We start from the raw sequence: 24,698 nt of genomic DNA on the forward strand, positions 1-24,698 counted from the left end.
GGTCGCGCCGCCGCGGCACGGTCACCACGACGGGGTCGATGTTCGTGATCGTCATCAGCGCTCCTCGGCGTCGAGGTCGTCAATATGTCGGGCGGTTCGTGAAGGGTCTCGTTCGTGCAGGGTGCGGACGGCGGCGCCGGGCCTCCGGCCGCAGGTCGTCCGGCCGCAGGTCGTCCGGCCGCAGGTCGTCCGGCGCGTCATCGGGCGGGCTCGGACGGGGAGCCCATCCGGGCGATCCCGGCCTGACGGGCCGACAGGTGACCGCGGTCGTGCAGCCACCGGACGGTGTCGGCGACGGTCTCGGCGAGCGGCCGGGCGGCGATGCCGCCGGTGTCGGCCGTCTCCGACGGGCGGGTGTCGCAGGCACAGGTGTAGATGCCGCCGTATTCGGCCGGGATGTGCCACGGCCACACCCGCTGCAGGAGGTCGGCCGCGCGCCCGACGGGGAGCATCGCCCGGGCCGGGAGGAACGCCGCCGGGAGCGCCCGGCCGGTCACCTCGCGCAGCGTCGCCATGTACTCGCGGGTCGGCACGTGCCGCCCGGGCCCGAAGTGGCGTCCGGATCCTGCCACCGGCGAGGTGAGGACGCGCGCGTGCAGCGCGGCCGTGTCCCGGACGTCTCCGATGGGGAAGCCGCCCGACGGCCACAGCGGCATCAGGCCGCGCAGCGCGTCGCGGAGACGGGCGTTCTGGTCCCCCAGGTGGGGGTCGTCCGGGCCGAGCAGCGCGGGCGGGTAGGTGATCACCACGGGCGCGCCCTCCTCCTGGTGGCGCCGGGCGACCGCCTCGGCCGCGGCCTTGGTCGCCATGTAGGTCTCCCTGGGACGGCCGATGGGCGACCGCTCGTCGATTACCCGTCCGGGTGCGGGGAAGAGCGCCACCATGGTGGAGACATGAACGACGGGGTCGGCGCCGGCCCGCAGCGCGGCGTCCAGCACGATGCGGGTGCCCCGCTCGTTGACCTCGCGCATGCGGGCGTGCCGGCGGCTGTCGAAGGAGTAGACGGACGCGGCGTGCAGCGCGGCGTCCGCGCCGCGCATCGCCCGGGCGACGGAGGCGGCGTCGGTGACGTCGCCCCGGACCACCTCGACCGCGCCGGATGCGACCCCCAGCGGGGCCAGGGCGGGCTCGACCCTCGACGGGTCGCGGACGAGCAGACGGGCCCGGTGGCCCGCGCGCACGAGGGCCGCGACGGAATGCGCGCCGACGAATCCGGTGCCACCGGTAATGCTCACCAGCATCGACATCTCCTCCAATACCCACTCCAGTCAAAGGCGGCCGCGTCGGCGCTGTCACCTTCTTGTGTGCCATCGCCCGGCCCCGTACATGTGCCGCGACGATGGCAGGAAGCTGTCGCCGCCCGGCAGCATGCTGCCGCCGTTTTATCTGGTTGCGGGGCCGCGAAAACCGCAGAGTTGGTTGTGCGAGAACAAAACACAACGACTCAGCGAAAAGGCGAAAAGAAATGAACACTCAGATTGTCTCCCGGACCGTTTCCCCCCGCATTTCCGCCCGTTTCGTCAAGTGGTCGGTGGCCATCGCGTCCGGCGCCCTCGCCTGCGCGGTGGGGATGGGTGGCTACGAGGCCGCGGCGGGCGGGACCACCTGGGACGCCCCACGCGTCGTGGCCGCCGGCACCGACGGCACCACCTGGGACTCGGCCCCGGCGACCACGGACGGCACCACCTGGGACTCGGCCCCGGCCACGACCGACGGCACCACGTGGGACTCCGCTCCCGCCACCACCAACGGCACCACCTGGGACTAGGACACATCGCCGGAGGCGTGAAATCGCCAAATCGGCGGACGCAGGATCGGAAAAGCGAGAAACACCCGCCACAGGGCGTCGAGAAACAGAAGAAAAAGCACGACCGCCGGGACGCCGGCGAAGAGGAAAAAGAAAAATCCTGGGCCCAGGAGAATGCGCGACCGGCTTGGCAGGCACCCCGCGAGACGAGCCCCCCGGACACCGCGCGAAGCATCCCGAAGCATCCCGTGCAGCAGGCCGCAGCGCCACGGTGAAGCAGCCCGTGAAGCAGCCCGAGCATGACAGCCGCTGGGCACCGCGCTGAGGCACTCCCGGAACCCCGCGAGAACGGCCCCTGCGGGCCGCCTCCTCGACGCCGATCGGGTCCGCGTCAGGTGGAGACCGTCCCCGTCAGATCCAGTGCTCTTCCTTGGCGCGCAGCGCCGCCTGGAAACGGTTCACCGCGCCGAGCCGGGACATGAGGTCCGCGACGTACCGGCGGTAGGTCCGGACGGACACGTCGATCTCCCGCGCCGCGATCTCGTCCTTGTCTGCCGTGGCCATGACGGACAGGACCCGCCTCTCCAGCTCCGACAGCAGCGGCGGTTCCTTCGACGGCTCGGTGAACTCCCGCAGGTCCGTCGCCGCGTCCCACACGCCGTCGAAGTACGTGACGAGCTGGGAGACCAGCCCGGCCTCGCGGACCAGCAGCGCGCCCCGGGCGCTCTCCTTGGGGTGGATGGGGACGACGGCCACGCTGCGGTCGAAGACGACCATCCGGTCCATCGACTCCTCGGTGATGCGGACCTGGCCGCCGAGGCTGACCACGTCCCGCAGGTACGCCGCCATCAGCGGGTCGTCGAGCGCCTTGGGGTGGTAGACCGCCTTGACGGCGAGCCCGCGGCGCAGCGAGCGGGTGTCGAGCGGCAGCGCGGTCTCGATGGCGCCGCGCGACAGCGGCCCGCCGGGATGCAGGCAGAGCGTCTCCTTGTAGGAGAAGAAGCCGAGGTCGTCCAGCCGCTGCCGGACCCGCTCCAGGCCCTCCACCCGTTCGATGTCGAGGACGCTCGCGGCCCGCTCGCCCTGCTGCTGGTCCTCCATGAAGACGGCGATGGCGTCCCGGGCGGCCAGGACGCGGCGGATCTCCGCGTTGAGCTCGTTGAGGCGCCGCTCGACGAGCCGTTCGATCCCGATCCTGGGCTCGGTGGCGACGACCTTGTGCCGGTCGCCGAGGTCGAGCAGCGACAGCCGCTCCAGATCCTCTATGGCGGCCTCGACGGTGTCGGGGTCCATGTCGAGGGCCTGCCGGGCCTCGCCGACGCCCTCTCCGCGGTGCCGGAGAAAGTACCGATAAATTTCCACCGATTCCGGTGAGATACCGATGACGGAAACGTCCATGGCACACCTCCCGGCATGCGCCACATTCCAGGGGGTGGCGGGGACGCCTCACCCTTTGCCAGGCACGCAATATGCGTATTCACAAACTATCAGAGCAGTGATAGTCCGGATCTTCTCGCAACGTGCGTATCAGGTGCCCATGACCAACTGAGCAAGAATGCGGTTGAGGCGTGTACGGTCCTCGCGGGACAGCCGTTCCATGAGCCGGTCCTGTACGGCGGCGGCCGCTGGGTGGAGGACGTCAGCGAGGAACGCCCGGCCAAGGCCGGTGAGCGCGATCGAGTAGGCCCGGCGGTCGGCCCGGTCCCTGGTCCTGGCGACCAGACCACGGCCTTCCAGGACGTCGACGACGTGCACCATGGTCGACCGGTCGATCGCCAGACGCCGCCCGATCTCCTGCTGGGACAGCGGCCCGTCCGCCTCCAGGACGACGAGCACTCCGTACTCGCGCCGGCGCAGGGTCTCGCCCTCGAGGGCCTTCTCCATGCCCTGGGCGACCTCCCGGGCGGCGTCGCCGAGCAGCCAGCAGGTGGACGCGGCGAGCGGTCCGGCGCCGGCCGGCGCCTCGCGACCGTCTCCGTCCACGGCCGTCCCCTCCTCGCCGTCAGTCCTCACGGCCGTCGGTGGAGTCCTCCGGCTTCGCGTCGCTCGCGCCGTCCTGCCTGGTCCCAGGTGATGCCGGAGCCCGGAGCCAATCTGGCCGCAGACATGGCGTCCTCCTTATCGGAGCGGGTCCCGGGCCCCCGCCCGAGGCGCACACCCCGCCCCATACTCAGTATTACTGACAATCAGAAGTCACGTCAATCAGTAACACTGACGGTTTCGTCTCCCCTGTTGCGCCACCGAATGCACACGTGTGACACTCGTGCGATATATACCGATGCCTATTCGGCACCCTTGCGCGGTACGCGACATATAGCGATGGAAGGGACATAGGTGAGCACCGAATCCCCCCGTGCCGATCTTTCCGCCCCTGGGTTCCTGTCCAGCTCGACGAGCGTATTGATGAGCAAGGCCAACAATCTCTTCGTCGAGATTTTCGAGTCGGCGATGGAGCCCTTTGGGCTGCGATCGAAGGATTTCGCCGTGCTCACCGCGATCGACGCCATGGGCCCGCAGTCGCAGCAGCAACTCGCCCGCACCCACGGCATCGACCGGACGACGATGGTCAGCGTGGTGGACGGGCTGGAGCGGCTGGGGCTGGTGCAGCGCTCGCGCGACCCGGACGACCGCCGCAAGTACGCCATCGCGCTCACCGGCGAGGGGGTGTCGCTGCTGCGCCACAAGCTGGGGCCGGCGATGCTGAGCGCGCTCGACGCGTTCCTCACCCCGCTGTCGCCGGACGAGCGGGAGCAGTTCAACAGGCTGCTGTGGCGCCTGGTCCACGAACGCGACGGCGCCGCGGCGAGCGCCAACGGCAACGGCAGGGCCCGTCAGCGCTGAGCCCCGGCCGGGTGACGGCATCCGTCAGGGGACGGGGCAGGGCAGGGTGGTGCCGGGCGGGGCGGTGCGGTAGCAGGCGGCGCCGGGGCAGACGACCTTGACCGGCCCGCTCGGCGCGTCCAGCCCGATGAGGATGGGCTCGTGCCCGAAGCGACGGCAGGCGAGGTCGGGCCAGCTCATCGGCCCCTCCCAGACGGCCGGCTCGTCCAGGGCCGGGGGGTCGGCGTCGATCGCTGACCGTTCGAGGTAGGCGAGGTAGTCCGACTCGCGGTGCCACACCGTCAGCCGCCGCAGCGAGTCGCCGGTGGGCAGCGTGTTCCAGGGCTGGGCCCGCGCGGCCATCGCCCGCAGGAACGCCTCCCCCACGGCCGCCCGCACCGTTCTCGCCGCGGCCGTGGCCACCGTCGTCCCCTCCCCGCCGACGCCGACGAGGGCGATGTGGAAGCCCGGGCCCGGCAGCACGAACGCCGACACCCACAGGCCGAGCGCGGACGCCGCGGCCACGACGCCCGGGGGGATCAGCCGGTCGAGGTACGCGGACACGCGCAGCAGCGGGAACCCGGGGCTCGACCACCACCGGATCACCACGTCGTGGGCGAGCAGGTCGGCGATCGCCTCCGAGACGCCGTCGTCGACGACGCCCACCAGCGTGGGCTCGACCCGGCAGTCGCGCTCGCCGAGCCAGACGACCTCGACGGGCAGCTGGTAGCGCTCCCTGCTCAGCAGGCCGACGCCGGTCACCCGCGAAGCGCTGTCGTCGGGCGGCCGCGGCATGAAGTCGGCCAGCCCGAGATGGCGGTCCCCCTCGCCCGCGCGGAGCGGCGCGAGGCCGTCGGGCAGCCGGTACAGGTTGTCGAGCGCCGAGGCCCTGGCCTCGGCGCGGGCCCGCGCGGCGCCCGGGGAGAAGCCGGCCGCCACGGTGACGGCGCCGCTTCCCGACCGCTCGGCGTACGCGAGGTGGACCTCCCCGCCGAGGCACTCGGCGATCCCACCGCGGGCTTCGGGCGACCCGGACGCGCTCGACGTGGCCGGCCAGGGGCTCGCAGGTGTGGGCGCCATCAGTACCTCCTCGCCGGCGACCCCGGGATCCCTCGGCGGAGCCGGCCGGCTCGCGTCCGCCGGACGGGGCGCGCGCCGGGCGTCCTCGCCGGGCGAGCTCCCCGGCGCCCGTCACGCGCGCGGGGCGCCGGCGACGACACGAGGGGGCGTGCTCACAACCAATGGAAACGTCCGGCACGGGCACCGTCAATATGCACCGTCGATGTCGGGGCGGTATTCAGCAATGTGCGAGAAAGCCGCCGTCCGGCGCCGGAATCCAGCGGCGCGGAAAAGCACGCCGAAAGGATTCCGGGCGTTTGTCCGGCGATTTCCCGGGGCCGTTCCCGGCCCGTTTTCACGTGAAGACAGGGACCGTCGGGGAGACGGCCGCGCCGGCGGGGGAAGGGGGTGCGGCGCGGCCGTCTCCCCGGTCAGGCTCGGGGCCCGGCGGGGCGGGCTCCGTCAGCGGAGACCGACGCCGGCCTGCGCGACCGCGTCCGCGAACCGGCCCTCCGACAGCGCGGCCGCGACGACCTCGATGTCGTCGGCCATGAAGCGGTCGGCGTCCAGGGTCGGCACGAGCGAGCGCACCGCCTCGTACGTCGCCTTGGCGGCCGGGCTCAGGCCCTCGTACCGGCCGGAGATGTCCACGGCCTGGGCGGCGGCGAGGAACTCCACGGCGAGGATCTTGTCGTTGTTCTGCAGGACCCGGCGGGCGTTGCGGGCCGAGATGAGGCCCATGCTCACGATGTCCTGGTTGTCGCCGTTCGACGGGACGCTCTGGATGCTGGCGGGGCCGATCGTGCGGTTCTCGGCCACCAGCGCGGTGGCCGGGTACTGCGCGCCGGCGAACCCGCTGTTGAGGCCGGGGTCGCCCGCGACGAGGAACTCCGGCAGGCCGTAGCTGAGGTGGCGGTTGAGCAGCCGGTTGGTGCGCCGCTCCGACAGCACGCCGAGCTGGGTCAGCGCGATCGTGGTGAAGTCCATCGCGAACGCGATCGGCTGCCCGTGGAAGTTGGCGCCGTGGAAGATCTCCTGGCCCTCGAAGAACAGCGGGTTGTCGTTGGACGAGTTGAGCTCGATCTCCAGCTTGTCCACCGCGTGGTAGAGGGTGTCGCGGACGGCGCCGAGCACCTGGGGGATGGCCCGCAGCGAGTACGCCTTCTGGAGGTAGACCTGGGTGCGGGCCACGACCTGGTCGTGCCGGCTCTCCTGGGCCTGGCGGCGCAGGTCGGCGTGGTCGACGGTGAGCCCGCTCCCGTCCATGAGGGCGCGCATGTTGGCGGCGCTGTCGATCTGGCCCCGGTGGGGCCGGGCGATGTCGTGCCCGACGGCGAGGAACGGGCTGGTCGAGCCCTGCAGGGTCTCGATGACCAGCGCCGCGACGATCTCGCCGTGGCGGACCTGCTGGAGCGCCCGGCCGGCGATGAGCGCGCCGAGGCCGGTCATCGCGGAGGTGCCGTTGATGAGGGCGAGCCCCTCCTTGAACCGGAGCGTGAGCGGCTCGATGCCGAACTCGCGGAGCACCTGGCCCGTCGGGACCCGGTGCCCGTCGCGCAGGACGTACCCCTCGCCGATGACCGTGCTGGCGATGTGGGCCAGGGGGGCCAGGTCGCCGCTCGCGCCCAGCGAGCCGATCTCGGGGATGGCCGGCACGATGCCCTCGTTCAGGTAGAGCGCGAGCCGCTCGAGCACCACCGGCCGGACGGCCGAGTAGCCGCGGGCCAGCGCGTTCAGGCGGGCCGCGACGATCGCGCGCGCCTCGTCCTCGGGGAACGACGGCCCGACGCCGGCGCTGTGGCTGCGCACCAGGTTCGTCTGCAGCTCCACCTCCTTGGAGGTGCCCACCAGCATGTAGATCATCTCGCCGAAGCCGGTGGTCACGCCGTAGATGGGGATGTCCTGGCGGGCGATGTCCTCGAAGATCTCCCGGCTCCGCGTCGCCCTCTCCAGGGCGGCGGGGGCGATGCTGCACGGCGCCCGGTCCTCGGCGACGCGGCGGATGCCCGCGATGTCCAGGCTCTCGCCGTCGAAATCGACCGCAACCTCGGTCTCGAGCAGAGTCAACTCACTCACTCCTTCGTAGCCTTGCCGACAGCTGTCATGAACGGCGTTGCGCCGGCACCGAGCGGTTCGACGGGCCGGTGGTGCTCTCATCGGCCGGCTCTCCCCCGCCCGCCGCGTCGACCATCGCGGACAGGGCGGCCAGCGAGGGGTTGGCGAGGCAGTCGCGCGGCGACACCCGTACGCCCAGCCGCTCCCGGATCCGCCTGGCGAGCAGCGGGACGAGCATGGAGTGCCCGCCGACGGTGAAGAACGTGTCCTCCGTGGTGATCGTGTCGACGCCCACCAGCTCCGACCAGATCGCGGCCATGGCCTTCTCCACGGGCGTCCGCGGCGTCGTCGCGTCCTCGTCGAGCAGCGGGCCGGCGTCGGGGAGGCGGCGCCGGTCGACCTTGCCCGCCACGTTGCGCGGCAGCGGCCCGTTCATGACCTTGAAGAGGGCGGGCAGCGTGAGGGCGCCGAAGCGGGCGCGCAGGTGGGCCCGCCAGGCGGCGGGCGAGCCGGCGACGGGCGCGTCCGGCCGCGGGACGACGTAGACGACGAGGCGGCTGACCAGGCCCTCCCGGTTGGCGACGGCCACGGCGGCGCACTCGGCCACCGCCTCGTGCGTGGCCAGCGCCGCCTCGATGTCGGTCAGCTCGATCCGGTTGCCGAGCAGCTTGATCTGGAAGTCCTTGCGCCCGCGGAACTCCAGCAGCCCGTCCGGCCGCCTGCGCCCGAGGTCGCCGGTCCGGTAGCACGCGACGTCCCCGCCCCCGGCCCGCGTGTCGCGGATCGGGGCGAACGCCTCTCCCGCCTCCGCGTTGGTGTAGCCGGGGGTGACGTACGGGCTGCGCACGACGATCTCCCCGGTCACGCCCACCGGGCAGGGCCGGTCGCGCTCGTCCACCACGAGCACCTGGCGCCCGGGGATCGGACGGCCGATGGGCGCCGTCCCCCGGAGCGTCCGGGAGACCTCGTGCCAGGTCGCCGCGATCGTTTCGGTCGGGCCGTACAGGTTGACCAGCCGCGCGGCCGGCAGGGTCGCGCGCAGGCCGTTCGCCAGGTCCTCACTGAGCGCCTCGCCCATCAGCACGAGGTAGGAGAGCGGCGTGAGGTCCTCTGCCGTGCCCCGGCCGGTGACGGCCGCGAGCAGTTCCCTGGCGAAGCTCGGCACGGTCTGCAGGAACGAGATCCGCTCATGCGCCAGCCAGTCGGCCAGCTTCTCCGGGTGCACGCGGGTCCGCTCGGGCGGCGGGCAGAGCGTCGCGCCGGAGACCAGCGCCGCGAAGACCTCGCACAGGGCCGGGTCGTGGTCGGGCGCGACCCACTGCGCCACCCGGGAGCCCGGGCCCATCCCGAAGCGTGCGGCCATCCACGTCGTGAACTGCGCCAGCGCCCGATGGGACTGCGGGATGCCCTTGGGCCGCCCGGTCGAACCGGAGGTGTAGGCGACGTACGCCCGGTCGCCGGGGCGGGCCGGTGGCGCGGCGTACGGCTCGACGGCGGACAGGTCCGCGGCCGACAGGTCGGCCACCACGCCGCCCAGGTCGTCGCGGAACCACGCGGCGAGGACGTCGGACGAGGGGTCGCCGTCGACCAGCAGGCAGGCCGGGCGCAGGTCGTCGAGCACGGCCCTGCCGCGCTCCCCCGTGTCGCCCGCGCCGAACCAGACGAGGTGCGCCCCCGCCTCCAGCACGCCGAGGAGTGCGGCGAACCGGCGTGGTCCCGCCGGCATGCGCACGGCCACGGCCGCGCCCTCCAGCGAGCCCTCCGCCAAGTCTTCCGCCGGGCCCTCGACTCGCGCCGTCCGGCGCAGCCAGGCGGCGATCCGCCCGGCCTGGTCGACCAGATCCCGGTACGTGAGGTCGCCCTCGGGCCACGCGACCGCGACCGCGTCCGGGTGCAGCTCCGCCTGGGCGCGCACCAGCTCGTGCACGGCCCCGGCGGCGTGGGCGCCCTCCTCGATCAGGTCGGCCGCGCGCAGGGCGGCCCCCGAAGCGTCCGGCCCCTCCAGCGGCAGCTCGTCGACCGGCAGCCCGGGCTCGGCGACGGCGGCCGCCAGCAGCGTGCGGAGCTGGTCCGCCACGGCCCGCGCCGTCTCCGGGTCGAACAGGCTGCCGCGGTACGCGAGCGACCCCGAGCAGGAGCCGGCCGTCACCTCCACGGTGAGCGTGAGGTCGGTCGCCACCCAGCCGTTGTGCACCGGGATGCGGCGCACCTCCGTGCCCGGGAGGACGGGGTCGGCCTCCGGCTCCTCCCGCACGGCGAGCAGGACGTCGCACAGCGGGAAGCGGTGGGGGTCGCGCTCGACGTTCAGCGCCCGGACCAGGTGCGCGAACGGCAGGTCGCGCCGGTCGAGCGCGTCCCGCACGTGCCCGGCGACCCGGCCGAGCAGCTCGCGGAACGCGGGGCCGTCCGACAGGTCGGCGCTCAGCACGAGCGGGTTGAGGAAGGGGCCGGCGAGGGCCTCGGTCGCGCTCCCGCCCACCGGCACGGGCACCCCGACGGCCACCGGCCCCTCGGTGCCGTACCGGTACAGCAGGGCCTGGAGCCCGGCGAGCACGACGGCGAGCGGGGTGGCGCCCTCCGCCTCCGCCAGGCGGGCGATGCCGTGGGCGAGGCCGGCGCCCCAGTCGAACCGGACGGCGCCGCCGCGGAAGCACGGCTCGGCGGGACGCGGCCGGTCGGCGGGCAGCGCCGGGGACGCGGGCGGCGGCGTGAGCGCCGCGGTCCACCACTCCAGCAGCTCCGGGGACGGCTCGCGCTCCCGCTGGGCCCGGGCGTGGTCCGCGTACTGCGCGGGCAGGGCCGGCAGCGCGGGCGAGCGGCCCTCGACGGCCGCGGCGTAGCCCTCGGCCAGCTCCCGCATGATGGTGGCGGGGGTGCCCTCGTCGGCCACGGCCTGGTGCAGCACGAGCACCATGACGTGCTCGGTGGCGCTCCGCCGCGCGACGACCAGGCGGGCGAGCGGCCCGTCCACGAGGTCGAACGACCGGGCGGCCTCCGCGGCGCACAGCCGGTCGGCCCACGCCTCCCGGTCGGCCGGGGGCACCGCGCCCAGGTCGAAGAAGAAGACCGTGTCCCCCGCCTCGGCGGCGATCCGCTGCACCGGGCGTCCCCCGGCCTCCGCGAGCGTGGTCCGCAGGATCTCGTGCCGGTCGACCACGGCCTGCCACGCGCCGCGGACCGCGCTCAGGTTCAGCCGCCCCGAGATCCGGTACGCCCGGTACACGTTGTACGCCGGAGAACCGGGAAACAATTCGTTTAAGAACCAGGCCCCATCTTGCGCATACGACGTCGGAGCTTCCCCGGCGCCGAACTCATATCCGCGCGATAAACCGGTCGCAACCGCATCATTCAGCACGTTCACAGTTTCATCCCGGGTGTCGCCGGGGCGCCTCTTTCAAAGTGCGGTCCCGCCGTACGGCATTCTCGGAACGGGCGCGGATTCGGCGTCGTTTTTCGTTTCGCCGGCGCCGGACGGGAGACGCGGCGGAGGGCCGGCGGGCCGGCGCGGAAAATCCCCGCGCGGGGATGTCGAGGACGTGGTCCCCGCTCCGACCTTCCTGTGAGAGGCGCCGGAACGGGCGCCGCCTACCGCGTGAGGAGCGGGACGTGAAGTACATGCTCTCCGTCTACGGGAACGAGGACACCTGGGGCGCGCTGTCGCCGGAGGAGTTCGCCGAGCTGATCGCCGAGGACGCGGCGTTCCAGAAGGAGCTGCGCGACTCGGGCGAGCTGGTGAGCGTGCACGGGCTGGCCGACGCCGTGAACGCGAGGACCGTGCGGGTGCGCGGCGGCAGGCTCGTCGTGGCCGACGGACCCTACCTGGAGACGAAGGAGCACCTGGGCTGCTTCTTCATCATCGACTGCGACGGCCTCGACCGCGCCCTCGAGCTGGCGTCCCGTTACCCGGCGGCCCGTGACAACGGCGTCGAGGTGTGGCCGCTGCTCGACCAGGGCGGGACGGAGATGTGACGGGCCCATGACGACCATTCCCGGCCGGGACCTGCCGGAGCGCACCGGCAGGTCCCGGGCCGCCGCGACGGACGCCATGACGGGCCTCGACGGCCCGGCGGGCTACGCCGCCGCGGACGCGCCGGGAGTCACGTCCCCACGGAACAGCCCCGGCGGGTCGACCCGCCGCCTGACGCGGTCGAGGGTCTCGACCTGCTCCGCCGTGAGGTGCCCCTGCGGCCGGTCCGTGCTCTCCACGAACGTTGGAGCCGTGCGGCCGGTGTCCCAGGGCGCGAGCGCCGCGCGGACCAGCGCGAAGCGCCGCGCGATCGCCTCCTCGCTCTCCGGCCCCTCGGGAAGCCCCGCACCCATGTACGCGTAGCACGCGTCGATGTGGTCCAGCGCGCCGCCGTCCGCCACGGGCACGGCCAGCGCGCCCCCGAGCTGCCGCAGCTCCGCCGAGACCAGCGGCGAGCCCGATCCCTCCCCCGCGACCCGGAGGAACGCGTCCACGGCGTCGTCGCCGATCTCCCCCAGCAGCAGGTGGTCGCCGTGCAGGGCGACCGGCTCGGTGGGGTCCATGTGCGTCTCCAGCACCTCGGCCGGCCGTGCGGGCCGCCAGGTGTCGAGCAACGGCGGGGCCGCCGACCGCAGCGGGCCGAGCAGCTCCTCCGCCTGCGCCGGGGCCGACGCCGGGTGGTCGCCCGCCAGCACGACGCCGGCCAGGCAGAGCACCGGGCCGGCGCGCAGCTCGGCCGGGATCTCCGGCAGGTCGGGCAGGTTGAGGATCCGCACGGACGTGGCGGCCTCCCAGGGCGCGTGCCGGGCCCACCGCCGCCACAGGCGCAGCAGCCGGGGCGCGTGCGCGGCCGGCCAGAACGCCGCCCCCGTCACCACACCCCTGGCCGGGAACAGGTCGAGCTCGACGGAGGTCACGACGCCGAAGCCGCCGCCTCCCCCGCGCAGCGCCCACAGCAGCTCGGGATCGGACGACGCGTCCACCCGGCGGACGTCGCCGCCCGCCGTCACCAGCTCCACCGCGCGCACGCCGTTGGCGGCGACGCCGACCTTGCGGCCGTAGAAGCTGACACCGCCGCGCAGCAGGTAGCCCACCACGCCGACGGTCGGCGATGAGCCGTGGGGAGCGGCGAGACCGTGCGGCGCGGCGGCCTCGACCACCTCCCGCCAGCGGGCGCCCGCGGGCACCCGGGCCACGCGGCGGCCGGGGTCGACCTCGACGCCCCCCGCTAACCGGGTGCGGATCAGCAGCGCGCCGTCCATGGGCGCAACGGACCCGGCGGCGTGCCCGGTCGCGTGCACCCGCACCCCCAGGCCCTCCGTCTCGGCGTACCGGACGGCCGCCCGCACCTCGTCGAGCGTGCGGGCCGTCACGGCGGCCGCGGGCCGGGCGGGCGCCGCGAGGTTGAACACCCGGGTCGCCGTCTCGTACGCGGGCTCTCCCGGCGCCGCGACGAAGACGTGCCGGGGTCCGGCGATCGTCATCGGGTCGCTCCCCCCTCAGGCGAACCGGGCCTTGGCCCGCTCGCGGGTGGCGACCGTGGCCAGCAGCACGGCGATGCCGGCGTGGCTGTGCAGGGTGGACATGTCCCGCCAGATCCGCTCCAGCCGCTCGCCGCGCCGCGCGGAGCTCGACCCCGCGGTCGGGAACAGGTACGACTCGACCGCCCGCCAGGACAGGGCGATCACCTCGCGGCAGATCGTGGCGATGCGGACGTCCTGCTCCCGGGTGAAGGCCGCCGGGCCGCGGGCGCAGGTCTCGCTCCACTGCCGGACGGCGTCCGATATGGCGGCCTCGGCCGTGGCGATCATGCCGGAGGCCTGGCCGTACCAGAGCTGGAAGTCGGGGTCGTCGGCGCGCAGGACGTCGGTGAACATCGTCCGCTTGGTGCGCATCAGGTCCTCGTAGGTGTCGAGCGCGCCCTTGGCCATGCCGACCGCCAGTGTGGCGGCCTCCAGCAGCATGAAGCTCAGCGGGCCGCCGCCGTACTGCGGGTTGCCGTGCAGGGTGCGGCCGACGCTGCCCGTGCTGACGTCGACCTCGCTCATGTGGAGCGCCTCGAACGCGTAGTGGGCGGGGATGCGGCCGTTCTCGATGACGACGCTGTGCGAGCCGCTGCCCCGCAGGCCGAGCTGGGCGCCCCAGTCGTCGAGCCGCCGCCACTCGCCGCGCGGGGCGATGAACAGCAGGGGCTTGGGCTCCCCGTCGGCGGAGGGGACGAGCGTGTGGCCGATGAAGTGCGTGGCGTACGGGACGCCCGAGCAGTAGCTCCAGGTGCCGTTGACCAGCCAGCCGTCGGCGGTGCGCTCGGCCGTGCCGCTCGGGGCGATGACGGCCGGGCTGATAAAGTCGCCGCCGGCGAAGATCTCGGCCTGGGCGCGCTCCTCGAACAGCGTCGCCACGAACAGCGCGTGCGCGGCGCCGAGGCAGTACATCCAGCCGGTGGACGGGCAGCCGCGGGCGAGCGCCATGGACACGCGCAGGAACGTGTCGACGCCGAACTCGTACCCGCCGTAGCGCCGGGGCACGAGGATCCGGTAGAAGCCGGCCTCGGAGAACGCCTCGTGGGTGTCGGGGGCGTAGAAGGTCCGCTCCTCGGTCTCGGCCTGGCGCGCCACCAGGGACGGCGCCATCGCCTCGGCCCGCGCGACGATCTCGTCCGGGGTGAGCCCGGGCTCGGGCGGGAGCGTGGTTTCCCGTTCGGGGGCGTTCGTGGCGACTGTCATCGCTGCGCGGTCCTTCGTCTCGGATGGCCTGGCACTCGCGCGGCGCGGCCGCCGGGCCGGCGGCCACGCCCTGGGGTGGTCACGACGTCGCGCTGATCGGCTCGCGCACCGGCGTGACGTTGGGGTTGCGGCTGAAGACGTTGCCGGGGTCGTAGACGGTCTTGACGCCGCTCAGGCGGGCCAGCGTCTCCGGCGGGTAGACGGCCGCGACGTCGTCCTCGTCCACCTGGCTCAGGAAGTTGCTGTACGCGCCCTCGGTGTGCTCCGCGAGCGTGGCCCAGAACGCCTGGAACGCGGGCTCCTGCGGCCGGGTGTCCTCGACGGCGCCCAGCAGGACGGTGGTGAGCAGGACCTCGTTCGCGCGGTGGGCGAACGCCGTGGCGTCGCGGGGGACGCGGCCGACGGCCCCGCCGAGGCTGCGCAGCTCCACGAACAGCGTGTCGAAGGTGCGGGCGCCGGTGATGAGGGTCTCGACGAACCCGTCCCCGCAGACCGGGGCGAACGCGCTCTTCACGCGGGGGATCCAGCCGGGCGGCAGGTCGGACGGGTCCTCCAGCACGCCGGCGTACGGCATCGGCCTGATCGTGTTCTCGATCGGCTCGCCGAGCCGGAGCAGGGGGTCGACGGCGGCGGCCGCGGCCGCGGGGTCGTCGCCGGCGTAGCAGACCGTGATGATGACGGGCGGCGGCGCGTCGCCGAAGCCGGGGTACAGCGCCACGGTCGAGGTGACCTCGTCGGGGGCGGTCCGCATGGCGCGGCTCCAGTTCCGCACGACGGCGACCGCGTCCTCGGCCGGGTAGGTGACCGCGCCGAAGTGGACGCCGGAGTCCGGGCGGGCCACCACGTCGAAGGTCGTGACGACGCCGAAGTTGCCGCCGCCGCCGCGAATGGCCCAGAACAGGTCGGGGTTGTCGTCCGCGCTCGCGCGCAGCACCCGGCCGTCCGCGGTGACGACCTCGGCGCCCACCACGTTGTCGAGGGCGAGGCCGTCCCTGCGGACCATCCAGCCGATGCCTCCGCCGAGCAGGAGCCCGCCGACGCCGACGGTCGAGGTGTCGCCCGAGGAGATCGCCAGGCCGTGGTCGGCGAGGGCGGCCGCCACCCGGCCCCACCGGGCGCCGGTGCCGATCCGCACGACGTTCCGGGCGGGGTCGACGATCTCCACGCCGTCGATGAGGGACAGGTCGACCACGAGGCCGCCCTCGTCGGTGCTGAAGCCGGCGTTGCTGTGGCCGCCGCTGCGCACCGAGACCGTCAGGCCGGCGTCACGGGCGAACCGGAGAGCCGTGCGGACGTCGGCCGCGTCGCGGCAGCGGACGACGACGTCCGGGCTGCCGGGGTGCACGAAGACGTTCCGCAGCCGCTCGTAGGAGTCGTCGCCTGGGAGGACGACCTCGCCGGCGATCTCCTGCCTGAGCGCGGTCAGCGCAGCGGTATCCATGAACACTCCTGATCGGATCGCGTAAGTGGCGGGGGTGGCGGGGCGCCCTCGCACGCGCCGCCGAAGGCCGCCGCACCCCACGACCGTCCCATGCGCCCTTCCGGCGGCGCATCTTCTGGATTGCGGCCCGGGAGCGCCATCCACGATCTTCCGACTGTTTGCCGGCGCCTCGTAGACAGCCGCCGGACGTGGCCCGTAGCGTGAGAAATAGTTGACCGGTCGGTTAGTATCGTCCACCGAAGAAGGTCATCATGAATGTTCCCGGGCAGAAGGTCGCGATCGTCACCGGGGCGTCGCAGGGCATCGGAGCCGGCCTGGTCGCCGCGTACCGCACGCTCGGCTACGCGGTCGTCGCCACGTCCCGCAGCATGCCCGAGTCGCGGGACCCGGACGTCCTCGGCGTGCGGGGCGACATCGCCGACCCCACCACCGCCGACCGTGTCGTCGAGGCCGGCGTCGAGCGGTTCGGCCGCATCGACACCCTGGTCAACAACGCCGGGTTCTTCATCTCGAAGCCGTTCACCGACTACACCCCGAAGGAGTTCTCCTCGCTGGTGGCGGTGAACGTGGGCGGGTGGTTCCACATCACCCAGCGGGTCCTGCCGCACCTGCTCGCCCAGGGCGGCGGGCACATCGTCCAGATCACCACGAGCCTGGTCGACCACCCCAACTCCAGCCTGCCCTCCGTGCTGGCCTCCCTCACCAAGGGCGGCCTGCAGGCCGCGACCAGGGCCCTGGCCGTCGAGTACGCCGGCCGCGGCGTCCGCGTCAACGCCGTCTCGCCAGGGGTCGTCAAGACCCCCATGCACACCGCGGAGACCCATGAGTTCCTCGCCGGGCTGCACCCGCTCGGCCGGATGGGCGAGGTCGGCGACATCGTCGACGCGGTGATCTATCTGGAGAACGCGCCGTTCGTCACCGGCGAGATCCTCCACGTCGACGGCGGCCAGAGCGCCGGTCACTGAGCCCCGGTCACCGAGCCCCGGTCACCGAGCCCCGGTCACCGAGCCCCGGTCACCGAGCCCCGGCGCCCGGGGGCGTCAGCGGTGGTACTCGCCGCCGTTGACGTCGAGGCACTGTCCGGTGATGGCGCCGGCCATGCCGGAGGCCAGGAACACCACGGCGTCGGCGACCTCCTCCGGCTCGGGGAGCCGGCGCAGGTCGAGGTCGGCGGCCACCTCGTCGTAGATCTGCCGGGCCGGCACGCCGCGCTCGCCCGCCATGTAGTCGAAGTACGCCTTGAGCGGCTCGGCCCAGATGTAGTTCGGGACGACCGTGTTGACCCGGACGCCCTGGGGGCCCAGCTCGGTCGCGAGGTTCTGCGCCAGCGCGAGCAGCGCGGCCTTGGCCATCTTGTAAGGCCCGAACGACCGCTTGGAGTGGCGCAGCACGGCGGCGTTCACCATGACGATCGACCCCCCTGCGGCGGCCAGCGCGGGACGCAGCAGCTGGGTCAGCCGCAGCGCCGCGAACACGCTGGTCTCGAACCCGCCGCGGACGGCGTCGACGTCGACGGTGACGAGGTCCTCCATCGGCGGCACCGCGAACGCGTTGTGCACGAGCACGTCCACGTGCCCGAAGGTGCCGACGGCGACCTGCGCGAGCGCCTCGGCCGAGGCGGCGTCGGTGATGTCGGTCGGCACCTGCAGCGCCCGGCGGCCGGTCTTCTCGACCTCCTCCGCGACCTCGGCGAGGACCTGCTCGGTCCGCGCGGCCAGCACGACGTCCGCGCCCGCGAGGGCCGACCGGACGGCGAGGGCCCGGCCGAGGCCGCGGCCCACGCCGGAGACCACCACAACCTTGTTGTGCAGCAATTCGCCCATGCAGCCACGGTCACACGGGCGGGCGGGGCCGCGCATCTCGCCGATTGCGGGGTTCGCGCCGGTCAGGCCTTCTCGGCCGTCACGAAGACGAACGTCCCCGGCCGCGACTCCTCCCGGACCACCAGGCCGGCGCCGTCCAGCCAGCCGCGGATCTGCCCCGGCTCGAACAGCTCGATGCCGTCCGGGCTGCCCGGGAAGCTGTGGGCGTGCTGGAAGTACCGGTAGACGGGGTCGGGCGACCAGCGGAACGTCAGCATCGTCAGCACGCCGCCGGGCCGCAGGCAGCGGCCGATCTCGTCGATGGCGGCCTTCGGGTCGGGCAGCGCCTGGAGGGCGTTCCAGCAGTTCACGCCGCCGAGGGTGGCGTCGCCGAACGGCAGCCGGAGCGCGCTGGCGCGGACGGTCTCGACCTCGGGCAGCCGGGCCGCCAGGTCGGTCAGCATGGGGGTGATGACGTCGAGCGCGACGACCCGGCCGGCGCCGGCCGCCTCGGCGACGACGGCCGTCCACCGGCCGGCCCCGGCCGCCAGGTCGAGCAGCGGGCCGTCCGCGAGCCGGGTGTGGTCGAGCAGGTAGGCGTCCTCGTCGGCGGGGGTCACCGCGCCGCCCCAGTTGGAACCCATGACCCGCAGGAACGCCGGGCGCAGCACGTTCTCGTAGTAGTGCCCGATGCCCTGCATGCCGGCCGCGTTCTGCAGCACGTCGTCGGCGTCGTGGGCCTCGTCGGCGCTGCTGAGGAAGTCGAGCACGCCGCGGGCCACGGGGTAGGCCGCCGGGCAGGCGCGGCACGTCACCCGGTCGGCGCCGAACTCCAGCCCGCCCCGGCAGGTGGGACAGCGGAAGGCGTCCGCGTGCCGCGTGGTGACCTCCCGGGCGCCGGTCGCCGCGCCGCCGTCGTCGCCACGGGTGTCGGCCACGACGGTCGGCCTCCCGTGCCGGACGGCCCAGTACGCCTTGGCTCCCGTGTAGGCGAGGACGGAGCGGGTGTCACCGCGCCAGGTGGCGGTGATCTGCTCGGAGGTGAGCGTGCCGATCCATCCCCGGTCGAAGTCGCGCTCGCTCTCCGACAGCGACCACTCCCACGGCGACGGCCACACCCGGCCGAGCACCACGTCGCCGGGGTCGAGACTCTGCAGGCACCGGTCGAGGCGGGTGAGGTCGTCGAGGTCCAGCCCGAGCCCGCCGGCGACCGCGAGGACGCGCTCGCGGTCGCCGGGCAGGTGCGACAGCAGGTAGAGCAGCGCCAGCGTCAGCGGCTCGCCCTTGGCGCACCGGCCGAGCAGGGCGAGGTACGCGTCCAGGCCCTCGCGCACGGCGGCGGTCACCGGGCCCTCGGTGTCCGGGTACTCCGCCTCGGCCAGCAGGCCCAGCAGCACCAGGAGGTGGCCCTTGCGGTCGTCGCCGGCCCGGTCGAGCCGCTCCAGGACGAGCGGCACGGCGGGGAGGGCGAGGGCGGTGAGCGTCCCGCCGTCCCAGAGCGCGTCGACCAGCCGGAGGAACTCGGCGTCGAGACGGACGGCGGGCGCGGATATGACGGCGTCCAGCAGGTCGGAGACGGTCACGTCGGCGGCGGTGGTGACACTCATGGAGCACGTCCCTTCGTAGAGGTGGCGGGCCCTGTCAGCCCACGCGGAAGCGGTTGGGGCCGCGGGGGCCGGGGGCGGTGCCGAGACAGTGGGCGTTGTAGTCGTCCAGCAGCGCCTGGGCCTCGGCGGTGGCCCGGGTGAGGCGGGCGGCCGGCTCGGCGCCGTGGGCGAGCACGTCGTGCATGGCCGCGGTCATGACGTCCTGGATGCCGACGAAGTCGCCGAGCAGGGCGCCGCGCGCCGCGGGCGAGCCGTCGCCGGCGGCGAGTTGGTCGAGCGCGACCCGGTGGTGCGGGTTGGCGTCGAACCAGCCCTCCTCCTCCAGCAGGTCGGCGGAGGCCCGCGTGATCGGGATGAAGCCGCTGGTCCTGTGCCGTTCGGCGGCGTTCGCCGGGTGCACCATGAACTGCAGGAACGCCAGCGCGCCGTCCTGCGTGGCCTCGTCGAGCCCGCCCGACAGCCATAGGGAGTCGCCGCCGATGAGGTTGCCGGCGTACGGAACCTCGCCGTTGCACGGCATCGGGCTCGCGACGACGGTGAAGCCGCCCTCGCGGCCGGCCCCGACCATGCGGTCGGCCTCCACCGAGGTGCTGAGCACGAGCGCCGTCCGCTGCCCGGCGAACGCCGCGTAGTTCTCCTCCCAGGCCCGGTACGTGTCGGTCCCGGCGGCCCGCACGCCCGTGTAGAGGTAGTGGCCCTCGCGGTGGAGGCGGGCCCACCACTCGGCGAAGGCGAGCATCTCGTCCGAGGCCAGGTCGACGGTCTCGGCCCGGCCCCACCGCCCGTTGCCGTTGCCGGCCAGCAGCCCGCCCTGCTGGGCCACGGCCTGCTGGAAGATCCAGCCGTGGTTGGGCCAGGTGATCGCGTGCTCCGGCCCGCCGCGCAGCGCCGCGACCGCCTTGGCGGCGGCCTCGACCTCGTGCCAGGTGCGCGGCACCTCGGTCACGCCCGCGGCCCGCAGCAGCGTCGTGTTGGCGTACAGCAGGGTGGTGGAGGTGAGCGGCGGCATCGCGGCCAGCTCGCCGTCGATCGTGTAGTAGTCCCGGGCGGCCGGGACCAGGTCGTCCAGCACGACCGGCTCGCCGAGGATCCACTCGCGCCCGGCCACGGCGCGGCCGACGGGGGTGAACAGCGGGCCGCCGTCGGCCCCCAGGATGTCCCGGGCCAGCTGCGTCGAGGTGTAGAAGTTCTGCACGATGGCCGGGGGGTCGCCCCGGCGGGCCGCCTCCGCGACCCGGCGCGGCAGCTCCAGGAAGTCGCAGCCGCGTACCTCGATCTCGTACTCGGGATGGGCCTCCCCGAACCTCCTGGCCAGCTCCTTCGTCTCCGTCAGGAACAGCGGGACCACCGGGTAGTCGTTGAGCCAGACCCGGACGACGACCTTCTCGCGACTGTTCATTCAGATGTCCTCGTGTCCTCGGGTTTCCTCGTGGCGGGGGGCGAGGGGCCTGCGGCCCATCATCGGCCGCGCGGGACGAGGCGACATCTCCCCGAATGCGCTCTTCGCCCCGTACCGCCCGGTCATCGTGCCCGCGAGCCGGACCGGGACGAACTCCGCAACCTGGAAGAGGTGGGGCGGCGCGGCCCGGTGCCACGATGAGGTTCGCCCACGCCCGACTCACCACTGGGAGCAGTCGATGGCCGACCCCCGCACCACCGACCACGGCGGCGGCGTCGCCGCCGAGGAGAGACCCGCGACGCGGCCGCTGACGGGCGCGGAGTACGTCGACAGCCTGCGCGACGACCGCGAGATCTACATCTACGGCGAGCGGGTCCGGGACGTCACCTCGCACCCTGCCTTCCACAACCCCGTGCGGATGACGGCCCGGCTGTACGACGCCCTGCACGACCCCGAGCGCGGGCCGGTGCTGACCGCCCCCCTCGACAGCGGCGGGCAGGGGTACACCCACCGGTTCTTCACCACCCCGCGCACCGTGGACGACCTGGTGGCCGACCAGCGGGCGATCGCGGCCTGGGCCCGGATGAGCTACGGCTGGATGGGCCGCAGCCCCGACTACAAGGCCTCCTTCCTCGGCACGCTGGGCGCCAACGCCGACTTCTACGAGCCGTTCGACGACAACGCGCGCCGCTGGTATCGCGAGTCGCAGGAGAAGGTCCTCTACTGGAACCACGCCATCGTGCACCCCCCGGTCGACCGCAACCGGCCGCCGGACGAGGTGGAGGACGTGTTCGTGCACGTCGAGCGGGAGACCGACGCGGGCCTCGTGGTCAGCGGGGCCAAGGTGGTGGCCACCGCCTCCGCCCTGACGCACTACAACTTCATCGCCCACTACGGCCTGCCGATCAAGAAGAAGAAGTTCGCCCTGGTCGCGACCGTCCCCATGGGGGCGCCGGGCCTGAAGCTCATCTGCCGGCCGTCCTACAGCGCGACGGCCGCGGTGATGGGCAGCCCGTTCGACTACCCCCTGTCGTCACGTCTGGACGAGAACGACTCGATCCTCGTCCTCGACAAGGTCCTGATCCCGTGGGAGAACGTGTTCATCTACGGCGACCTGGGCAAGGTCCAGATGTTCACCGGCAGGTCGGGGTTCCCCGAGCGGTTCACCTTCCACGGCTGCACGCGTCTCGCCGTGAAGCTGGAGTTCATCGCCGGCCTGCTGACCAAGGCCCTGGAGATCACCGGCACGAAGGACTTCCGCGGCGTGCAGTCCCGGCTCGGCGAGGTGCTGGCCTGGCGCAACCTGTTCTGGGCCCTGTCCGACGCCGCCGCCCGCAACCCCGTCCCGTGGCGCAACGGCGCGCTGCTCCCCAACCCCCAGTACGGCATGGCCTACCGGTGGTTCATGCAGATCGGCTACCCCCGCATCAAGGAGATCGTGATGCAGGACGTGGCCAGCGGGCTCATCTACGTCAACTCCAGCGCCGAGGACTTCGCCAACCCCGACGTCCGGCCGTACCTCGACAAGTACGTGCGGGGCTCGGAGGGCGTGGACGCGGTCCAGCGGGCCAAGGTGATGAAGCTGCTGTGGGACGCCGTGGGCACCGAGTTCGGCGGCCGGCACGAGCTGTACGAGCGCAACTACGCGGGCAACCACGAGAACACCCGGGTGGAGCTCATGTTCGCCCAGCTCGCCTCGGGCCAGATCGACCAGTACACGGCCTTCGTGGACGAGTGCCTGAACGAGTACGACCTCGACGGGTGGACCGTGCCCGACCTGTCGTCGTTCGAGGAGCTGCGCCACGTCAGGAAGAGCACGCTCGGCGGCTGAGCCGCGACGCCGCGGGCGCACGGCCGGCGGCCCACGACTAGCGGGAGGAAACCATGGAGAGCAACCGGCTCCGGGAGGCGGCCCTGCCGGACATCGAGCGGCGGGTCGAGGAGATCTGGAGGGAGATCCTCCGCATGCCGGCGGCGCTGGAGAACGCCACGTTCTTCGAGCTGGAGGGCCAGTCGATCTCGGCCGTCCGGATCACCGCCCGGATCGAGGACGAGCTCGGCGTCCCGGTCGACCTCGGCGAGCTGTTCGAGGACCCCGACCTGCGGACCTTCGCCCGCAGCGTGGCCGCCCGCGCCGCCTCCCTGGCCGAGGCGCCGGAGGCCGCGGCGTCATGACCGTCTCCGAGACCGCCCACGCCCCGGCGGGCGAGCGGATCCCGCTGTCGGTGCAGCAGGAGTTCCTGTGCATGTGGGACAAGGGCGACGACATGGGCCCGTTCGGCCCGCGCTACCACATCGTCGACGGCTGGCGGATCAGCGGGGAGATCGACCTCGACACGCTGCGGGCCGCCCTGGACGACGTCGTCGCGCGGCACGAGGCGCTGCGCACCACCGTGGTGCGGGACGACCGCTACCAGCGGATCCTGCCGCCGAGCCCGGTCCCGCTCACCGTGCTCGACCTGCCCGGCGTCGACCCCTCGCTGCGCGACCTGCGCACCGAGGAGCTGCTCAACGACATCGCCGCCGGCACGATCAGCGTGCGCGAGCTGCCCCTGCTGCGGGCCGTCCTCGGGCGTTTCGACGAGCGCGACGCCGTCCTCGCGCTGATCGCCCACCACACCGCGGCCGACGCGTGGTCGATGCAGCTCATCATGCGCGACCTCGCCGCGTGCTACGGGGCGCGCCTGGCCGGCGCCGCGCCGGACCTGCCCGAGCCCGCGCAGTACCGCGAGTACGCCGCGTGGCAGCGGGAGCGGCTGTCGGCCGCGTCCACGGCGACGGCCCGCGGCTACTGGCGCGAGCGGCTGCGGGACGCCCGCGCGCTGGCCCTGCCCACGGACCGGCTGCGGTCGCAGGAGCCCGAGTTCTCGACCGCGTGGTACCGCTTCTCCTACGGGCCCGAGCTGCGCACCGCCCTCACCGGGGTCGCCGCGCGGACCCGCAGCTCGCCGTTCATGGTGCTGCTGGCCGCCTTCGCGGTGTTCGTCCACCGGACGATCGGGACGACCGACGTCGTGGTGCCGACGTTCACCCCGGGCCGGGACCAGGCGCAGTTCCAGGACGCCGTGGGCTCGTTCTTCAACTGCCTGCCGCTGCGCGTCGACCTGTCCGGCTGCGCGACGTTCGCCGACGTCGTGGCCCGCACCCGGTCGGCCTGCCTGTCGGCCTACTCCCGTGAGATCCCGCTGGCCCAGGTGCTCGGCGAGGCCCCCGAGCTCATGAGCCTGACCGCCGTGGACGGGCTCGCCTCGTGCGTGTTCCAGGTCATCCAGACCCCGCACATGATGGAGCGCGACCGGGTGGGCGACCTCGAGTTCTCCGCCGTACGGCGGCGGATGCTGGCGCAGACGGTCGGCTCGGACATCCCGGACGGCACCCTCCTGTGCCTGGAGCTCGACTCGACCGGCGACCTGATCGGCGAGCTCGGCTACAGCAGCAACCTGTACGACAAGAGCACGGCCATGCGCATCGTCGCCGGGCTGGGCGAGGTGCTGCGCGACGTGCTCGGCGCCCCCGCCGCCCCGCTGGGGACCTGAGAAACCCCCGGGGACCTGAAAAAAGGCGTCGCGGCGACGTCGAGGACGGGCCGGCCGCTCCGACCCCCTTGTGACAGGCGCCGCGGCGCCCCGACCCATGAGGAGCCACGCATGAAGTACCTGCTGAGCATGTACATGAACCCCACGATTTGGGAGTCCCTGTCGGAGGAGGAGCAGAGCGCCGTCTTCCAGGGCCACGACGAGTTCCAGAAGACGATCATCGCCTCGGGCGAGATGGTCGGCACCAAGGCGATCGGCGACCCCTCCCAGACCACGGTCGTGCGGGTGCGCGACGGCGCCGCGAAGGTCGCCGAGGGCCCGTACGTGCCGGGCGAGGAGTTCTTCTGCGGCTACTACGTCGTCGACTGCGCGACGCGGGAGCGCGCCGACGAGCTCGCCGCCCTCATCCCGGACGCCCGCCACACGGCCGTCGAGGTGCGGCCGATCGTGTTCGAGGCCGGCCCGGAGCTGTAGCCGCCCCCCGCGCTTGTCACCGTGCTCATGACTGTGGCCGAGGTCCGCGCCGGACCTCGGCCACA

The 24,698-nt window shown here is 73.3% G+C and carries 20 protein-coding genes; 8 read left to right on the forward strand and 12 right to left on the reverse strand.

Annotated features, from left to right (window positions below; translation table 11 throughout):
- Positions 1 to 197: 197 nt before the first annotated feature.
- Positions 198 to 1,241 (reverse strand): NAD-dependent epimerase/dehydratase family protein, encoded by a 1,044-nt coding sequence (locus MPTA5024_RS05005; RefSeq protein WP_036323252.1) that lies wholly within the window; start codon positions 1,239 to 1,241, stop codon positions 198 to 200.
- Positions 1,242 to 1,465: 224 nt separating this feature from the next.
- Between MPTA5024_RS05005 and MPTA5024_RS05010 the strand changes: the two genes are divergently transcribed.
- The gene (locus MPTA5024_RS05010; RefSeq protein WP_036320281.1) at positions 1,466 to 1,768 is read left to right on the forward strand and encodes a hypothetical protein; all 303 of its coding nucleotides are present in this window, start codon (positions 1,466 to 1,468) and stop codon (positions 1,766 to 1,768) included.
- A gap of 390 nt (positions 1,769 to 2,158) precedes the next feature.
- Here the strand turns inward: MPTA5024_RS05010 and MPTA5024_RS05015 are convergent, their stop codons facing one another.
- Both MPTA5024_RS05015 and MPTA5024_RS05020 read right to left on the reverse strand, forming a co-directional pair.
- Positions 2,159 to 3,109, reverse strand: a complete 951-nt coding sequence (locus tag MPTA5024_RS05015) for a helix-turn-helix transcriptional regulator (RefSeq protein ID WP_157099292.1) — start codon at positions 3,107 to 3,109, stop codon at positions 2,159 to 2,161.
- A 165-nt stretch (positions 3,110 to 3,274) separates the two neighbouring features.
- On the reverse strand, positions 3,275 to 3,730 hold the full coding sequence (locus tag MPTA5024_RS05020) for a MarR family winged helix-turn-helix transcriptional regulator (RefSeq protein ID WP_055725759.1): 456 nt from the start codon (positions 3,728 to 3,730) through the stop codon (positions 3,275 to 3,277).
- Positions 3,731 to 4,081: 351 nt separating this feature from the next.
- Between MPTA5024_RS05020 and MPTA5024_RS05025 the strand changes: the two genes are divergently transcribed.
- Positions 4,082 to 4,588 carry a MarR family winged helix-turn-helix transcriptional regulator gene (locus MPTA5024_RS05025; protein WP_157099293.1) on the forward strand — a complete coding sequence of 169 codons (507 nt, stop codon included), beginning with the start codon at positions 4,082 to 4,084 and terminating at the stop codon, positions 4,586 to 4,588.
- Between the two features lie 24 nt (positions 4,589 to 4,612).
- Here MPTA5024_RS05025 and MPTA5024_RS05030 read toward each other — a convergent pair whose 3' ends face one another.
- From MPTA5024_RS05030 to MPTA5024_RS05040, 3 genes are all read right to left on the reverse strand, one after another.
- Positions 4,613 to 5,647, reverse strand: coding sequence for a hypothetical protein (locus MPTA5024_RS05030; RefSeq protein WP_036320286.1), 1,035 nt, complete (start codon positions 5,645 to 5,647; stop codon positions 4,613 to 4,615).
- Positions 5,648 to 6,088: 441 nt separating this feature from the next.
- The gene (gene cmdF, locus MPTA5024_RS05035) at positions 6,089 to 7,693 is read right to left on the reverse strand and encodes a tyrosine 2,3-aminomutase (protein WP_036320287.1); all 1,605 of its coding nucleotides are present in this window, start codon (positions 7,691 to 7,693) and stop codon (positions 6,089 to 6,091) included.
- A gap of 34 nt (positions 7,694 to 7,727) precedes the next feature.
- On the reverse strand, positions 7,728 to 11,042 hold the full coding sequence (locus MPTA5024_RS05040) for a non-ribosomal peptide synthetase (RefSeq protein WP_198166952.1): 3,315 nt from the start codon (positions 11,040 to 11,042) through the stop codon (positions 7,728 to 7,730).
- 254 nt (positions 11,043 to 11,296) lie between these two features.
- Between MPTA5024_RS05040 and MPTA5024_RS05045 the strand changes: the two genes are divergently transcribed.
- A complete protein-coding gene (locus tag MPTA5024_RS05045) occupies positions 11,297 to 11,650 on the forward strand; it encodes a YciI family protein (protein WP_232326420.1) in 354 nt (117 codons plus the stop codon).
- A gap of 102 nt (positions 11,651 to 11,752) precedes the next feature.
- Here the strand turns inward: MPTA5024_RS05045 and MPTA5024_RS05050 are convergent, their stop codons facing one another.
- The 3 genes from MPTA5024_RS05050 to MPTA5024_RS05060 form a co-directional block, all read right to left on the reverse strand.
- Positions 11,753 to 13,132 carry an FAD-binding oxidoreductase gene (locus tag MPTA5024_RS05050; RefSeq protein ID WP_036320291.1) on the reverse strand — a complete coding sequence of 460 codons (1,380 nt, stop codon included), beginning with the start codon at positions 13,130 to 13,132 and terminating at the stop codon, positions 11,753 to 11,755.
- Between the two features lie 15 nt (positions 13,133 to 13,147).
- Entirely contained in the window at positions 13,148 to 14,374 is a 1,227-nt protein-coding gene (locus MPTA5024_RS05055; protein ID WP_036320293.1) for an acyl-CoA dehydrogenase family protein, read from the reverse strand.
- A 79-nt stretch (positions 14,375 to 14,453) separates the two neighbouring features.
- Complete coding sequence (locus MPTA5024_RS05060) at positions 14,454 to 15,815, reverse strand: FAD-binding oxidoreductase (protein WP_036320295.1); 1,362 nt, start codon at positions 15,813 to 15,815, stop codon at positions 14,454 to 14,456.
- Positions 15,816 to 16,066: 251 nt separating this feature from the next.
- Between MPTA5024_RS05060 and MPTA5024_RS05065 the strand changes: the two genes are divergently transcribed.
- Positions 16,067 to 16,780, forward strand: a complete 714-nt coding sequence (locus MPTA5024_RS05065; RefSeq protein ID WP_036320298.1) for an SDR family NAD(P)-dependent oxidoreductase — start codon at positions 16,067 to 16,069, stop codon at positions 16,778 to 16,780.
- 75 nt (positions 16,781 to 16,855) lie between these two features.
- Here MPTA5024_RS05065 and MPTA5024_RS05070 read toward each other — a convergent pair whose 3' ends face one another.
- The 3 genes from MPTA5024_RS05070 to MPTA5024_RS05080 form a co-directional block, all read right to left on the reverse strand.
- Positions 16,856 to 17,638, reverse strand: a complete 783-nt coding sequence (locus MPTA5024_RS05070; protein WP_036320300.1) for an SDR family oxidoreductase — start codon at positions 17,636 to 17,638, stop codon at positions 16,856 to 16,858.
- Positions 17,639 to 17,700: 62 nt separating this feature from the next.
- A complete protein-coding gene (locus tag MPTA5024_RS44160) occupies positions 17,701 to 19,224 on the reverse strand; it encodes a class I SAM-dependent methyltransferase (protein ID WP_036320302.1) in 1,524 nt (507 codons plus the stop codon).
- Between the two features lie 34 nt (positions 19,225 to 19,258).
- The gene (locus MPTA5024_RS05080; protein ID WP_036320303.1) at positions 19,259 to 20,623 is read right to left on the reverse strand and encodes an extracellular solute-binding protein; all 1,365 of its coding nucleotides are present in this window, start codon (positions 20,621 to 20,623) and stop codon (positions 19,259 to 19,261) included.
- Positions 20,624 to 20,861: 238 nt separating this feature from the next.
- Between MPTA5024_RS05080 and MPTA5024_RS05085 the strand changes: the two genes are divergently transcribed.
- The 4 genes from MPTA5024_RS05085 to MPTA5024_RS05100 all read left to right on the forward strand — a co-directional run bounded on the left by MPTA5024_RS05085 (position 20,862) and on the right by MPTA5024_RS05100 (position 24,633).
- Positions 20,862 to 22,454, forward strand: coding sequence for a 4-hydroxyphenylacetate 3-hydroxylase family protein (locus MPTA5024_RS05085; RefSeq protein ID WP_036320305.1), 1,593 nt, complete (start codon positions 20,862 to 20,864; stop codon positions 22,452 to 22,454).
- 53 nt (positions 22,455 to 22,507) lie between these two features.
- A complete protein-coding gene (locus tag MPTA5024_RS05090; RefSeq protein ID WP_036320308.1) occupies positions 22,508 to 22,798 on the forward strand; it encodes a phosphopantetheine-binding protein in 291 nt (96 codons plus the stop codon).
- On the forward strand, positions 22,795 to 24,159 hold the full coding sequence (locus tag MPTA5024_RS05095; protein ID WP_036320310.1) for a condensation domain-containing protein: 1,365 nt from the start codon (positions 22,795 to 22,797) through the stop codon (positions 24,157 to 24,159). Before MPTA5024_RS05090 ends, MPTA5024_RS05095 begins: the two co-directional genes overlap by 4 nt.
- Before the next feature lie 111 nt (positions 24,160 to 24,270).
- Positions 24,271 to 24,633, forward strand: a complete 363-nt coding sequence (locus tag MPTA5024_RS05100; protein ID WP_036320312.1) for a YciI family protein — start codon at positions 24,271 to 24,273, stop codon at positions 24,631 to 24,633.
- Positions 24,634 to 24,698 lie beyond the last annotated feature (65 nt).

The organism is Microbispora sp. ATCC PTA-5024 (assembly GCF_000511135.2).
Taxonomy (GTDB): domain Bacteria; phylum Actinomycetota; class Actinomycetes; order Streptosporangiales; family Streptosporangiaceae; genus Microbispora; species Microbispora corallina.